The following is a 14,024-nucleotide window of genomic DNA, read 5'->3' as shown; positions in this document are numbered from 1 at the left end:
GGGGCGGGTGCGCCAAGGTGGCGTGCAGACGCGCGACGCGGAGCGCCGCCCGGCTCTCAGACGGTGGCGGGAACCCCTGCCAGTGTCGCGGCGAAGGGATCGAAATCGGCGGGCATCGGCTCCACCTCGGTGAAGGTCGAATCGATCTGCACGATGGTGCTCTCGGTGATGGCGGTCTCGATCCCCACCATGATGTCCAGCACGTGCGCCGCGATCTCGCCCTGCGCCCGGTGGGGAACGCCGGCCCGGATCGCACGGGCCATCTCCAGCACGCCCAGGCCGCGGCCGGTGGTCGCCCCGGTGGCGGGCACGGGCGTGGACTCCTGGCCGCGGTACTGGGTGAGCGCCGAGTCCCCGTCGAAGACGTTGGGGTCGGGGAAGGCGAGAGTCGCCTCGGTGCCGTAGACCTCGACGAAACCGGTGCGCGAGTGCGGGGAGTCGAAGCTCAGCAGCACGGTGGCGTTCTGCCCGGATTCGAAGCGCAGCAGCGCCGCGACCTGCGTGGGCACGGTGACGTCGAAGACCTCGCCGGCCTTGGGGCCCGAGCCGATGGTGCGCTGCTCGCGAGCCTTCGAGCCGACGGCGCTGACCGAAGCCACCGGCCCCAGGGCGAGCACCAGGGTGGTCGCGTAGTACGGGGCGATGTCGTAGAGCGGTCCAGCCCCCTCCTGGAACAGGAAGGCGGGGTTGGGGTGCCAGGACTCGGGCCCGGGGGACTGGAACAGGGTCAGGGCGCTGGCCGGTGCGCCGATCGCGCCATCGCGCAGGGTGCGCAGCGCGGTCTGGATCCCGGCGCCGAGCACGGTGTCCGGGGCGCCGCCCACGCGCACGCCCGCTGCGCCGGCCGCCTCGAGCAGCGCCTTCGCGTCGGCCGGGACGGTGGTGATCGGCTTCTCGGTCCACACGTGCCTGCCGGCGGCGACGATCGCCCGGGAGACCGCCGCATGCGCGGTGGGGATGGTCAGGTTCACCACGATCTCGACCTCCGGATGGGCGAGCACGTCCTCGGCGCTGCCGGAGGCGGGCACGCCGAACTCCGCGGCGCGAGCGGCGGCGGCCTCGGGGAAGAGGTCACCGATGATGTGCACCGCGACGTCGGGGAAGGAGGTGAGGTGGGTGAGGTACTCGGCCGAGATGGTGCCGGCGCCGATGATGCCGATCCCGACGGGGCCGGAGGCGTGCTGAGAGGTCATGGTGGGTCCCTTGATGATGGTGGAGGTCAGAGGTTCGGGATGCGCGTCAGGTCAGAGGTGGGAGCGCAGATGGGAGATCGAGGCCGCGATGCCCTCGAACATGTCTCCCGCGTAGTCGTCGAACTCGATCACGCCGTAGGCGACCTGCGAGGAGGCGTCCAGGGTCTGGGCCAGCGGCATCTTCCCCTCGCCCAGCGGCAGCTGCGCGGCGGGATCCTCGGAGAGGTCGCCATCCTTGAGGTGCACCAGCTGCACGCGCTCGCCGAGGGTGCCCAGCAGGGTGGGGACGTCGGCCCCGCCCACCGCCGCCCAGTAGGTGTCGATCTCGAGGACGACCTGCGGGTCCAGCTCGCTCGCGAAGAGCTCCAGGGCGCTGCGCCCCTCGAGCTGGGAGGCGAGCTCGAAGTGGTGGTTGTGATAGCCGACGCGGATGCCGGTGCCCGCGGCGGCCGCGGCCCGCTCGTTCAAGGTCGCCGCCAGGGCGCGCACGCGTCCCGCGTCGGTCCAGTCCTCGGGGTTCCAGAACGGGTCCACCAGATACTGCACGCCGACGGCCTGGGCGGCCTCGAGCACCTCGGCGAAGTCCACGTCACCCAGGAAGGACTGGTGGGCGCTGGGGAAGTCGATCGCGTGGTGCTCGCGGGCCTGCACCAGTTCGTCGCGGTATTCGAGCAGGTGGTACGGCTCGGCGTGGGTGAGGCCGAGCTCGACCAGGCGGGCGACGGTGCCCTGGAAATCGGCGGCGAGGGCCTCGCGCACGCTGTACATCTGGACGGAGATCTGCATGGGGTTCCTTCGAGGGGTCGAGGCGGGTCGGAGGGGTCGTGGGTGGTGCGGGCCGGAACGGGCCGCACACCGGGTCACTTCACGGCGCCGGCGGTCAGGCCTGCGACGAAGTTCTTCTGCATCATGAGGAAGCCGACGACCACCGGGATCGATACCGCGAGCGAGGCGGCGAGGACCTGGTTCCAGTAGACGTTGGTCTGGGTGGCGTATTGCCGCAGGCCCACCGCCAGGGTGCGCGTGTCCTCCGTGGTCAGCACGGAGGCGAACAGCACCTCGCCCCACGCGGTCATGAAGGCGTAGATCGCCACGGCCACGATCCCGGGACGGGCCGCGGGCAGGATGATGCGCAGCAGGATCGTGAGGTTGCTGGCGCCGTCCATCTTCCCGGCCTGGTCGAGCTCCCGCGGGATGCCGTCGAAGTAGCCCACCAGCATCCAGATCGCGAAGGGCAGCGAGAACGTCAGGTAGGTGATGATCAGCCCGATGCGGGTGCCCACCAGCGGAATCCCGAACGTCGCGTCGCACATGATAGATCCCAGGTCTGCGCGGCCGGGGAGGGCGGCAGGAGTGTCGAGCTCCGGCCGCGCCCCTGGTCCGATCACCGGAGGCCGGATGCCGGATGCCGGATGCCGGTGATGACTGATGGCTCAGGTGCGCAGGTGCGAGGCGCCGTTGAGATCGAGGATCGTGCCGGAGGCCCACTGCGCGGCAGGGGAGGTGAGGTAGAGGATCGCGGCGGCGACCTCCTCGGCTGTGCCCACCCGTCCGAACGGGCTCTGCGCCCTCAGGGCGTCCCCGCCATCGCCCTCGAGCTTCGGTCGCTGGCGCTCGGTGCCGATGAATCCCGGGGCGACCGACGCGACGGCGATGCCGTGCGGCGCGAGGGCGAGGGAAAGGGACTGGCCCAGGGCGTGCAGCCCGGCCTTCGCCGCGGCGTAGCCGGGGGCGTCCCTCTCGCCGCGGAACGCGCCGCGGGAACCGACGTTCACGATCACTCCGGGTGCCTCGCGAGAGATCAGCGAGCGGGCGACCAGGTAGGACAGGTTCGCGGGCGCGGTGAGATCGACGTCGAGCATCCGGGTGAAGCGCTGCTGCCAGGTGGCGTAGTCGATCTCCGCCACGCGGTGGTCGGTGCCCGTGCCGGGGGCGATCCCGGCGTTGTTGACCAGGATGTCGATCTGCCCCAGCGCACCCTCGGACTCCTCGACCACCCGCTGTGCGGTCGCCGGATCGGAGAGATCCCCGCCCACCAGTGCGTGGCCTGTGCCGTGGAGCAGCGCGAGGGTCTCCTCCGCCGCCTCCCGATCCGTGCCGTAGTGCACGGCCACTCGTTCCCCGCGCTCGCTCAGAGTGATCGCGGTGGCCCGGCCGATCCCTCGGGAGGCTCCGGTGACCAGTGCACATCTCATCTCGGCTCCTGTTCTCGCGGCGGCGCCCCGGCCGGGGCACGGTGCCATCATCGGGCATCGTCGCGCTCGTGCGGGCGCGGTCAGCGGGTGAGCGCGATCCCGATCAGCAGCTGGGTGAGCAGGAACCCGGTGACCAGGTTCAACCATAAGAACCGGCGCCAGCCCCGGTTCGCCTGCTCGGCCTGCTCGTCCGGCAGCGAGCGGAAGGGCCAGGTGCTGAGGAGATAGGGGAGCACGAGCAGCCCCGCGAGCATGGCCGGCCAGCCGGCCAGCAGCATCGTCACCCCGGCTGCGGCGTACAGCCCGATCGAGAGCCGCACCGTCGCCGCCGCCCCGATCACGGTCGCGATCGAGCCGATGCCTGCGGCCCGATCGGGCTGGACGTCCTGGACCGCGCCGAAGGCGTGGGAGGCCATGCCCCACAGGAAGAATGCTGCGAGGCTCGCCGCAGCGGTCAGTCCCACCGGTGCCCCGGTCAGCGCCAGTCCGAACGCTGCAGGACCCATGAAATGGAGGGAGGAGGTGATCGAGTCCAGCACCGGCCGCTCCTTCAGCCGCAGCCCCGGCGCGGAATAGCCGACCACCGCCGCCACCACTATCACCAGCACCACCGCAGACGCCAGCCCGCCCCACAACAGCAGCGCCACCACGAACGGCAGCGCGAGCAGCCCCGCCGACCAGAGCGTCACCGCGTGCCAGCGGCGGTCCAGGACGATGCCCTCGATCCCGCCCTTGCGGGGGTTTCGGAGGTCCGACTCGTGGTCGAACACATCGTTCACGCCGTACATCAGCAGGTTGTAGGGCACCAGGAAGAACAACGTGCCGACCACCAGGGGGAGATCCACACCGCCGCCGGCCAGGAGGTACGCGGCCGCGAAGGGATAGGCGGTGTTGACCCAGCTCAGAGGGCGTGAGGAGGCCAGCAGCTGGCGCGCAGCACCGGGCGCGGAGGCCACGGCGCTCATCGTTCGCGCTCCGGGGTCAGCAGCAGCCACAGCGAGGGCAGCAGCAGCCCGGCCGCGAGGGGCCAGGCGAGGTCCTCCACCGGGGCCAGCCCGATCCTCCAGCCCAGCAGCAGCGACTCCTCGAAGCGGAACAGATCGACCGCGATCATCAGCGAATCGAACAGCACCGTCATCACCAGGAGCACAGCGATGGTCCCGCCCGTGAGCAGCCACCAGCGGCGGCTGGGACGACGGAGCATCAGCGCCAGGGCGGTGGTGAGCACGGGGCCGATCAGGAACAGGCCGGCGAGGGCCGCGTAGCTCATCGCTCCTCCTCGAGGGTCGTGGCCGACGGGGCCGACGGGGCCGAGCGCCGGGCGGAGTCGCGGGGGCCGCGGGGGCCGCGGGGGCCGCGGGGGCCGCTGCCCAGCCTCGCCAGGAGTCCCCACATGACGAGGGTGAAGTAGCACAGGAAGGTGACGAACACGAGCTCCTCGAGCGGCAGCTCGGGGGCGAGCATGATCCCGGTCATCAGCGTGCTCTGTCCCATCCCGTAGTGTCCGGCCGCGATCGCGGCGAGGTCCCACAGCAGGAAATATCCGATGCCCAGGGCGAGCACCAGGAGGGTGCGGCGCGGCGCGCGCCAGAGGGCCAGCCCGAAGCGTCGGTCCAGCAGCCCCATGCAGACGGCCGGGATCAGCAGGCCGATCAGGTACACCGATGAGGTCATGCGACGATTTCCTCAGCAGACGCAGAACCAGACGCGGACGCGGACTCCGGCAACGGGGAGGCGGAGCGGTCGCCGCGCAGCCGCTTGGCGACCAGCTCTGCGCTGATCAGGCACATCGGCAGCCCGATGCCCGGGATCGTGCTGGAGCCGGCGTAGAGCAGCGAGCCGACCTTCCGCGAGACGTTGCCGGCGCGGAAGAAGGCGCTCTGACGCAGCGTGTGCGCGGGGCCGAGCATGCTGCCCTGCCAGGCGCCGAGATCCTCGGAGAACTCGGCGGGGCCCACGGTGCGGCGCACCACGATCCGGGAGGCCAGATCCGGGATCCCGGCCTGCTCGGCGAGCATCGTGATGGCCTCGTCGGCCACCCGCTCCACCGCCGCGCTGCCGGCGCCATCCAGCCCGCCGCGCCCGAGCCCGGGATCAGCGGGAACGGGCACCAGCACGAAGAGGTTCTCGTGCCCGGCAGGGGCGACCGACGGATCGGTGGCCGAGGGGCGGCACACATAGGTCGAGGCGGGGGAGGGCACACGCCCCTCGCGCAGGGCGCCGAAGTTCTCGCGCCAGTCGCGGGTGAACAGCAGGGAGTGGTGCGCCAGCTGCGGCAGCTCGCCCTCCACCCCGAGCATCACCAGCACCGCCCCTGGCCCGGCGGTGCGGCGCCGCCACCAGGAGTCGGGGAAGGTCTGCAGGTGCCGCGGCAGCAGGGTGGTCTCCACCCGGTGCAGGTCGGCGGTCGCGACCACCACGTCGGCGGGCAGCGCGCGGGTGGTCCCGTCGGGCCCCTGCACCTGGACGCCGCTCGCCCGCGGCCGGCCCCGACCGCCGGGCCGCGCGGCATCAGGGGTGGTGAGGATCCGGGTGGCGCGGGTCGAGGTGTGCACGCGCACGCCCTGCTGCACGGCCAGAGCGGTGATCGCTTCGATCAGATGGGTGAAACCGCCCTGCGGATACATCACCCCGCCGGTGAGGTCCAGGGCGCTCATCAGGTGGTACATGCTCGGGGTGCGGTCCGGGGAGGAGCCCAGGAACACCGCCGGGTAGCCGAGCACCTGACGCAGCCGCGGGTCTCGGAACCTGCGCGCGACGAAGCGCTCGAGCGGCTCGGCGAGCAGCTGCAGCAGTCGCGGCGCCTGCAGCGCGACCCGCGCGGAGAGGAAGGGTCGCAGCGAGGTGAACGAGCTGTAGAGGAAGCGTTCGAGGGCCACGTCGTAGGTGCGGGCGGCCGAGTCGAGATACTTCGCCAGCTGCAGGCCCGCACCCGGTTCGATCTCCTCGAAGGCATCGGCGTTGCGCGCGGCGGAGGCGCGGATGTCCAGCGGATCCTCATGCCCCTCGAAGAACACCCGGTAGCCGGGATCCAGCCCCTGCAGGTCGAGCTGCTCGGCGGCGGAGGTCCCCAGCAGGCGGAAGAAGTGGTCGAAGACCTCGGGCATCAGATACCAGGAGGGGCCGGTGTCGAAGCGGAATCCGTCCCGCTCCCAGCTGCCGGCGCGGCCGCCGAGCTGCTCACGAGCTTCCACCAGATCCACCGAGAAGCCATCGCGGGCGAGCAGGGCAGCGGTGGCGAGGCCGGAGATGCCGCCGCCGATCACCACGGCGGTCCGGCGCGTCCCGGATGCGGCGCCGGCGCTCATCGGCGCACCCCGAGCAGGGTGCGGGCGAGGATCGCCGCCTTCTCGTAGTCGGTGACCCGCACCCGGGCGCGTCGGATCTGCTGCGCCGGGGTGGCGCGCAGCCGGCGTGAGAGAGCGCTGTAGAAGCCGTGGGCGGCGGCCACCGCGCGACGGCTCGAGGCGGGCAGATGGGGGATGGCGGTGGCGGCATGTGCGAGGTCGGTGTCGATGTCGTCGAGCAGGTGGTCCCGCTCGGCGTCGCCGAACTGCTCGATCTCCAGCCCGGGGAAGTAGGTGCGCCCCAGCTCATCGTGGTCCTCGGCGAGGTCGCGCAGGAAGTTCACCTTCTGGAAGGCTGCGCCGAGAGCGCTCGCCGCCGGGGCGAGCCGCGCGTAGGCGGCCTCGTCCCCGCCCAGGAACACGCGCAGGCACATCAGTCCCACCACCTCGGCGGAGCCGTGCACGTACTCCGCGAGGCTCGCCTCGTCGTGCGTGGAGACCGCGAGATCCGCACGCATGGACGCGAAGAAGGGATCGAGGAGGTCGGGGCCGATGCCGCAGCGCCGGGCCGTGAGGGCGAAGGCCTGCACCACGAGGTTGGTGGAGCGGGCACCGGCCACCGCGCGTGCGGTCTCGGCGGCGAGGTCCTCCAACAGCCGGGACCGCTCCGCGACCGAGAAGGAGGGGTCCGGGTCGTCGACCGTCTCGTCGGCGATGCGGACCAGCGCGTAGATGCTGCGCACGTGGGTGCGCACCGGCTCGTCCAGCAGCCGGGTCGCCCAGCCGAAGGAGGTGGAGTACCCGGCGATCACGCAGCCGGCGCTGCGCTGGGCGACCAGGTCGTAGCGGCTGATCGGCATCTCCGCCGTGGTGTTCCGGCTCATCGCTCGCTCCGACCGGCAGGTGCGGACGCTCCGCGCCGCGGGCGCAGCCACTGCGCGGCGGCCGCGAGTGCGATCACGGTCGCGACCGCCGCGGCGGCGATCGCCACGCCCGGGGCATGGGGCTCGTCCGTCGCCCGCCCGACGGCGATCCATGCCAGGCCCCAGATCATCGCCAGCGGTGCTGCGACCGGGCGCCGGCCGGCGAGAGTGAGCGCCACCCCGATTACGGCGACCACCGCGAGCACCGCGATGGCCAGCAGCGAGGGGACGCCGAATCCGAAGAATCCGGCGCCCTTGAGCGCCGCCGCAATGTTTGCGCAGGTCGCGACGCTCACCCAGCCGAGGTACAGGCCGAAGGTGCCGTCCACGACGATCCGCTCCGGCAGCCCGCCCGGCGGCGTGGCCGCGATACGACGGAAGAGGTCGGCGAGGACCACCAGCAGCAGCGCGATGACGACCACGCTGAGCGCCACCCAGCCGGCCTGGACGGTGAGGATCCACGCCGCGTTCAGCAGCAGCGAGAGGATCGCGCCGGGGGCGATGCCGCGCGCATCGCGCCGGTCCCACCACTGCCACAGGGTGTAGGCGCCCAGGCCCGCGTAGATCACGGACCAGATCATGAAGGCGGAGCTGGCAGGCGCGAGGTGGGTGGAGTCCGCGGCGAGCAGCCCGCCCGCGGCCTCGGCGATCGGGTCGCCCCCGAAGGCGCCGACGCCGATCGCGGTGCCGACCATCGCCAGCAGGAAGCTGACGGTCACGGCGAGCTGACGGGCGAGCGGGCGCTGGGGGCGGGTCATGCAGTGTCCTCGGTGTCGGTGTCGGTGTCGGTGTGCGGGTCTGCGTCCGCCGTGCGGCGCGGCGCGGGCGGCGCAGCCTCTGCGGCGCGGGCGATATTGCGCTGCATGCCGCCGAACACGATTCCGTGGAAGGGCCAGACGGCCCACCAGTACAGGTCTCCGAGCAGTCCGTGTGGATGGTAGATCGCACGCTGGTGCAGGATCGAGCCGCCGCCCTCCCTCTCCTGGACGCCGAGCTCGAGCCAGGCCTGTCCCGGCACTCTCATCTCGGCGCGCAGGCGCAGCAGTCGGCCCCGTTCGAGGCGTTCGACCCGCCACCAGTCCAGGGCGTCGCCCACGGCGAGCCGGTCGGGGTGGCGGCGACCGCGACGCAGGCCGGGACCGCCGACGAGGCGGTCCATCAGGCCGCGCGAGATCCAGCCCAGGCGCCAGGAGTACCAGCCCCGTCGGCCGCCGATGCCCTCGAGCACCGCCCACAGGGTCTCGGGGGAGGCGTCGACGGGTCGCTGGCGCTCGTCCCCGCGCACGATGCCGCCGGACCATTCGGGGTCCTCGGGCAGCGGGGAGGACGGAGCACCGGCGGGTGTGGCCGAGTGCCAGGCGGTGGCGACGTCGAGCTCCCGGACGCGGGCCAGGGCCAGCTCGATCGCACGATCCACGCTGGTCAGGCCGCCCTCGGGGGCGGGGATCAGCGCGCGCAGATCCGTCTCGGCGGCGACCGATTCGTGGATGAGTGATTCGACCAATGGGCGCGCGATGCCGGTGGGCACCGGCGTGACCAGGCCGATCCAGTGGCTGGCCAGGCGCGGGGTCAGCACCGGCACGGTGAGGATCCGCCGCTGCGGGAGCCCGGCCGCTCGGGCGTAGGCCTGGAGCAGCTCGGCGAACGTCAGCACATCGGGCCCGCCGACGTCGAAGGTGCGGTTGGGTGCGCCGTCGAGCCGGGCCGCGCCGACGAGATAGTGGAGCACATCGCGCACGGCGATGGGCTGGATCCGATTGCGCAGCCACTGCGGGGCGATCATGACCGGCAGGCGCTCGGAGAGATGGCGCATGATCTCGAAGGAGGCGCTGCCGGAGCCGAGGATCACCGCCGCTCGCAGCACCACGGCCGGGACCGCACCGGCGAGCAGGATGTCCCCGACCTCCTTGCGAGAGGCCATGTGTGCGGAAAGCTCCTCGCCCTCGGGATGGATGCCGCCGAGGTAGACGATGCGCCCCACGCCGGCCCGCGCGGCGGCGTCGGCGAAGGAACGAGCGCCCTGCCGGTCGCGGTCGGCGAAGCTGCGCCCGCCGCCCATCGCGTGGATCAGGTAGTAGGCGACATCGACCCCGTCGAGCGCGGCCTCCAGGCTCGCCGGGTCCTGGACGTCGGCCTCCACCACCTCGACCCGGTTCCGCCAGGGGCGGTCCTCGAGCCGGTCGGCGTGCCGCGCCATCGCGCGGACCCGCAGCCCGGCGTCCAGCAGCGCGGGGACCAGGCGGCCGCCGATGTATCCGCTGGCCCCGGTGACCAGGGCCAGCGGGGCGTCGTGGGGAGCAGGTGTGTTCATGCGAGGAGCTCCTCATCCGCCCGGGGGCGGGGAACGGGGGTCGACGGGTCGGCAGAAGGACGGGCCGACGCGCGGGCCGGCATCCGGGACGGGTCGGGCTCGGGGACGGACGCGGGAAGGGTGAGCTCGGCGGCGCGGAGGATCTCCGCGGTCGCGAGGTCGAGCGAGGTGACGAGCCCGGGCGGCAGGTCGTGACGCACGGCCGCCTCGGCGGCGCTGCTCACGTGCCAGCGGGCGAGATCCTCGACCCAGGCGCGGGAGCCGCCGGCGGTCAGCAGGGACCGGGCGCGCCGTGCCTCATCCTCGCCGAGATCCTCGCGACCCAGCAGCGGCTGCAGCGCGGGCCAGACCTCCGTGGTCGAGGCGTGGGCGATCAGGGCGGTGCGCTTGCCCTCGCGCAGGTCGCCGAGCGCGCTCTTGCCGGTGCGCCGTTCGTCGCCGAACATGCCCAGCAGGTCGTCGAACAGCTGGAAGCCGATGCCGAGCAGGCTGCCGATCTCGTCGAGGGCGCTGAGCACCTCGGGGGAGGCATCGGCCAGGATCGCGCCGGCGCGCAGCGGCAGCTGGAAGGAGTACAGGGCGGTCTTCAGCTCGGCCACCGCGAGCGCTTCGCGGAGCACCACGGGACCATCTGCCGGGCCCAGCTGGAGACGCACGTCGGCGAGCTCACCGGCGGCCGTGGCGTGCAGGGTGCTCTCGAAGAGGTCGAGCAGGCGCTCGACCACGGGAGCAGGGGCCTCGCACCGGACGATGGCGCGCAGGGCCGCCACCAGCCCCAGATCGCCCGCGAGGATGCCGGCCGCCTCCCCGAGCCGCTGCGCCTCGCTCGCACCAGCTCCTCGCCGTCGGGCGTCGGCCGCGATCCCGCCTGGAAGGCTGGGTGCCCCGCGGCGCACCTGGTCGCCATCGATCACGTCGTCCTGGACCACGAAGGCGGTGTGCATCAGCTCGAGGGCGGCGGCGGCCTGGACCGCAGCGGGCCCGCGGGTTCCGCCGAGCGCCTTGTGGGTGGCCAGCAGCAGGTTCGGCCGGAATCGCTTGCCGCCGCCCGTGGCACGGGAGAAGGCTGCCCACAGGTCGTCGTGGTCGGGCAGCGGCAGAGTGCCGGGCCTGGTCGCTCCGAGGCGGAGCTGGCGCTGGATCTCCTGCTCGACGGCCCGGTGGTGCACCGTGCTCATGAGGTGCTCGCGGGGATGCGATCCAGGACCTCGCGCAGCTGCGGGACCTGCGAGGTCGTCCAGGGGCTGAGGGTCCAGGGTGCCAGCTCCACCAGGGCGGCGAGCTCCGCAGGCGAGACCCAGCGCAGATCCATCACCTCTTCATCATGAGGCACAGGCTCGCTCAGGGCAACGGTGACGAAGACCGGGCAGATCTCGTTCTCGACGACTCCTGAGGCGTCCACGGCCCGGTAGCGGAAGTCCGGCAGCGCCTCCTCGGGGGCATGCACCTCCATGCCCAGCTCGTGAGCGGCATGTCGTGAGATCGCGTCGGGGAAGGTCTCGCCCTGGCGCGGGTGGCCGCAGAAGGAGTTCGTCCACACCCCTGGCCAGGTGCGCTTGGTCAAGGCGCGCCGAGTGAGCAGGACCTTCCCGTCCGCGCGCACCACGTAGCAGGAGAAGGCCAGGTGGAGAGGGGTCGACGTGGTATGGATCGTGGCGCGGGGAGCCAGCCCTCGGGGGGTGCCGTCCTCCTCCATGAGGATCACGTGGTCCGCTTCGGTGGTTCCGGACTCGGTGCTCCCGGAGCGGGGGATCTGCCGTGCGCTCACGATGACTCCAATCTCTAGTTAGCCAGGCTATCTAAATGAACTGTAACATCCACCCATGACCGACACGCCACGAATCCCTGATCAGGGGCGGAGCAGCCGCTACTGGTACGGCGGCGACGACTCCGCCGTCACCCTCCTGCGCGCCCTGCGCACCTTCCGCGTAGCGGACGAGGATCTGCGCCGCCGGATGAGCGAGGGCATGGACATGAACACCACCGATCTCGCAGCCCTCCGCTTCGTGATCGCCCATGAACGCTCGGAGGACCCGGTGACGCCCCTGCGCCTGGCCCAGCACCTGCGCATCTCCGGCGCATCCACCTCCAAGCTGCTGGACCGGCTGACCGCCTCGGGCCACCTGCTCCGGGTGCCGCACCCACGGGACGGTCGCTCGCGAATCGTGATCGCCACGGATCACGCGCACTCCCAGGTGCGCGAGCGCATGGCTCGCATGCACGAGCGGATGCTCGAGATCGCGCAGCAGGTGCCCGCCCCGGCTCGCGCGGCCGCGATCGATTTCCTGCGCGCGATGGCGGAGCAGTTCGAGACCGAAGCGGCACCGCCGGAGCTCACACCCAGCGAGCCCTGAGCGCGCGAGCCCCGCGGGGCCTGAGGGTGCGGGCTCGTGGCGCCTGAGAGCTCGAGTCCCGAGGCGGCGCATGGCTCCGGCGGGATCGTGCACCGGGAACCCCCCAGGTGGAATACTGGGGGCCCGACGAGAGGGGCTCGTCGCGAGGACCCACCCCGTGCTCCGACCCAGGCGTGATGCCGGCTCCTCGCAATGGCGACGTCCTGGGAGCATCCGATGTCCACGATCAGCTGGACCGAGCACGGCACACCGCACACCGCACGATGGCATTCCGAGAACGGGGCGCCCCCGCCGGAGCGCCTCGAGGCCGTGGACGACGCCCTCACCGCGAATGCCGCGCTGCGCAGGATCCGCGCGGGGGTCGCGCTGCTCTGGCGCGGCGACTACCACAACGCCCGTCAGCTGCTCACGGCCATCGGACGCCGTGCGGATCGGCGCGTGCTGCCCAAGAACCTCGACATCGCCCGGCTGTTCCAGGCCCATCGGGCGGAACGGGCTGAGCGCGCTCGGCTGCTGGGCGGCGTGGTGGTGCTGCTCGAACCGGGCCACCGGCTCGCCCTGCGCCGTGCCCCGGACGTCGCCACGGCCTGCCAGCAGGCGTATGGCGAGCTGACCGAGCCGATGCTCGTCTCGCTCTCGGAGCTGCTCGGGGTGCTCAGCGCCCACCAGTGGCAGGAGAAGGGCGTCCCGATCTCGGCGCTCGAGGCGCACATCCATCCCCGGCACAGCGTGTTCTCCCCGGTGCGCTCGGAGTACGTGGACCTCGTCGCGCAGGCCCCCATGCCCGAGGTCGACGGGGGAGCGGAGGTCTTCGATCTCGGGACCGGCACCGGCGTGCTGGCCGCAGTGCTCGCCCGACGCGGCGCGTCCCGGGTGGTGGCCACCGATATCAACCCCCGCGCAGTCGACAGCGCCCGGGAGAACATCCGGCGGCTGGGTCTCGAGGACCGCGTCGATGTGCTCGAGGCGAACCTCTTCCCGCCCGGACAGGCGGATCTGGTGGTCTGCAATCCGCCCTGGTTGCCCGGGACGGCGACCTCCGCCCTCGAACTGGGGATCTATGACGAGGACTCGAGCATGCTCCGAGGAGTGCTCGACGGTCTCAGCGCTCACCTGCGCCCGGGCGGGGAGGGGTGGCTGATCCTCTCGGATCTCGCCGAGCATCTGAAGCTCCGCAGCCGCAGCGAGTTGACGGGGCTGATCGACGGGGCCGGCCTGGAGGTCATCGGCACGGTCTCCACCTCGCCGCGGCACCCCCGGGCGCAAGACCCTGACGACCTGCTGCACGCCGCCCGCTCTCAGGAGGTCACCACCCTGTGGCGCCTGCGCCCGGTGGTCGACTGAGCAGGCCCCGATCGGCCAGAAGCACCTACTGCTGAGTAGCCAAGATCTGACCTGGACAGATGCGCAGAAAGCAGGTGTGGTCGAGGCCACTTCGGAAATGGTCGTTCTGGCTTGACGGGGGTGCGCCGGGCCCGTAATGTTCTTCCTCGTGCCCCGGACAACGGGAACAAGGAACGGCCAGCGTGCCAGACCAAGATTCCCGCACTGACCTGGCACGGAGGGTCTTCCGAGAGGAGATCGCGGCGCGGATCACACCGCAGCGATTTGACTCGGAGAACTGGAAGTTGTAAGTTAGCGGAGTTGCCTCGGAGCGAAGAGCTGAAAGGTTCGGGTCTCCGGAGTGCGCGTGTTGCTTGATATCTCAATAGCGTGTCTGTTTGTTGATGCCATTTATTTGAATGGCAATTATAATACGGA

Annotated in this window: 15 protein-coding genes; 2 read left to right on the top strand and 13 right to left on the bottom strand. The window is 71.8% G+C overall.

Features of this window, described 5'->3' with window-relative positions; genetic code table 11:
- Positions 1-56 precede the first annotated feature (56 nt).
- The 13 genes from Q0937_RS12535 to idi form a co-directional block, all read right to left on the bottom strand.
- Positions 57-1,193, bottom strand: a complete 1,137-nt coding sequence (locus Q0937_RS12535) for a Gfo/Idh/MocA family protein (RefSeq protein ID WP_299304090.1) — start codon at positions 1,191-1,193, stop codon at positions 57-59.
- A gap of 51 nt (positions 1,194-1,244) precedes the next feature.
- Complete coding sequence (locus tag Q0937_RS12530; RefSeq protein ID WP_299304088.1) at positions 1,245-1,979, bottom strand: sugar phosphate isomerase/epimerase; 735 nt, start codon at positions 1,977-1,979, stop codon at positions 1,245-1,247.
- Positions 1,980-2,053: 74 nt separating this feature from the next.
- Positions 2,054-2,506: a carbohydrate ABC transporter permease gene (locus Q0937_RS12525; protein WP_299304087.1), complete on the bottom strand. Its 453-nt coding sequence runs from the start codon at positions 2,504-2,506 to the stop codon at positions 2,054-2,056.
- 120 nt (positions 2,507-2,626) lie between these two features.
- A complete protein-coding gene (locus Q0937_RS12520; protein WP_299304085.1) occupies positions 2,627-3,388 on the bottom strand; it encodes an SDR family NAD(P)-dependent oxidoreductase in 762 nt (253 codons plus the stop codon).
- An 80-nt stretch (positions 3,389-3,468) separates the two neighbouring features.
- Positions 3,469-4,353 carry a prenyltransferase gene (locus Q0937_RS12515; RefSeq protein ID WP_299304083.1) on the bottom strand — a complete coding sequence of 295 codons (885 nt, stop codon included), beginning with the start codon at positions 4,351-4,353 and terminating at the stop codon, positions 3,469-3,471.
- Positions 4,350-4,658, bottom strand: coding sequence for a lycopene cyclase domain-containing protein (locus Q0937_RS12510; protein ID WP_299304081.1), 309 nt, complete (start codon positions 4,656-4,658; stop codon positions 4,350-4,352). Before Q0937_RS12510 ends, Q0937_RS12515 begins: the two co-directional genes overlap by 4 nt.
- Positions 4,655-5,062 (bottom strand): lycopene cyclase domain-containing protein, encoded by a 408-nt coding sequence (locus tag Q0937_RS12505; protein ID WP_299304079.1) that lies wholly within the window; start codon positions 5,060-5,062, stop codon positions 4,655-4,657. Before Q0937_RS12505 ends, Q0937_RS12510 begins: the two co-directional genes overlap by 4 nt.
- The gene (crtI, locus tag Q0937_RS12500) at positions 5,059-6,696 is read right to left on the bottom strand and encodes a phytoene desaturase family protein (RefSeq protein WP_299304077.1); all 1,638 of its coding nucleotides are present in this window, start codon (positions 6,694-6,696) and stop codon (positions 5,059-5,061) included. Before crtI ends, Q0937_RS12505 begins: the two co-directional genes overlap by 4 nt.
- A complete protein-coding gene (locus Q0937_RS12495) occupies positions 6,693-7,559 on the bottom strand; it encodes a squalene/phytoene synthase family protein (RefSeq protein ID WP_299304076.1) in 867 nt (288 codons plus the stop codon). Before Q0937_RS12495 ends, crtI begins: the two co-directional genes overlap by 4 nt.
- Positions 7,556-8,356 carry a tryptophan-rich sensory protein gene (locus tag Q0937_RS12490; RefSeq protein WP_299304075.1) on the bottom strand — a complete coding sequence of 267 codons (801 nt, stop codon included), beginning with the start codon at positions 8,354-8,356 and terminating at the stop codon, positions 7,556-7,558. The genes Q0937_RS12495 and Q0937_RS12490 overlap by 4 nt, the downstream gene beginning before the upstream one ends.
- Positions 8,353-9,909 (bottom strand): SDR family oxidoreductase, encoded by a 1,557-nt coding sequence (locus tag Q0937_RS12485; RefSeq protein WP_299304074.1) that lies wholly within the window; start codon positions 9,907-9,909, stop codon positions 8,353-8,355. The genes Q0937_RS12490 and Q0937_RS12485 overlap by 4 nt, the downstream gene beginning before the upstream one ends.
- A complete protein-coding gene (locus tag Q0937_RS12480; protein ID WP_299304073.1) occupies positions 9,906-11,087 on the bottom strand; it encodes a polyprenyl synthetase family protein in 1,182 nt (393 codons plus the stop codon). Before Q0937_RS12480 ends, Q0937_RS12485 begins: the two co-directional genes overlap by 4 nt.
- Positions 11,084-11,677, bottom strand: a complete 594-nt coding sequence (gene idi / locus Q0937_RS12475; RefSeq protein WP_299304072.1) for an isopentenyl-diphosphate Delta-isomerase — start codon at positions 11,675-11,677, stop codon at positions 11,084-11,086. Before idi ends, Q0937_RS12480 begins: the two co-directional genes overlap by 4 nt.
- Before the next feature lie 55 nt (positions 11,678-11,732).
- Here idi and Q0937_RS12470 point away from each other — a divergent pair, with 55 nt between their 5' ends.
- Positions 11,733-12,263 (top strand): MarR family winged helix-turn-helix transcriptional regulator, encoded by a 531-nt coding sequence (locus Q0937_RS12470; RefSeq protein ID WP_299304071.1) that lies wholly within the window; start codon positions 11,733-11,735, stop codon positions 12,261-12,263.
- Between the two features lie 216 nt (positions 12,264-12,479).
- Positions 12,480-13,607, top strand: a complete 1,128-nt coding sequence (locus tag Q0937_RS12465) for a class I SAM-dependent methyltransferase (protein WP_299304070.1) — start codon at positions 12,480-12,482, stop codon at positions 13,605-13,607.
- The last annotated feature ends 417 nt before the right edge of the window (positions 13,608-14,024 follow it).

Origin of the sequence: uncultured Brachybacterium sp. (assembly GCF_947500705.1) — a bacterium.
Lineage (GTDB): Bacteria > Actinomycetota > Actinomycetes > Actinomycetales > Dermabacteraceae > Brachybacterium.
This window is presented reverse-complemented; position numbering and strand designations above follow the sequence as displayed.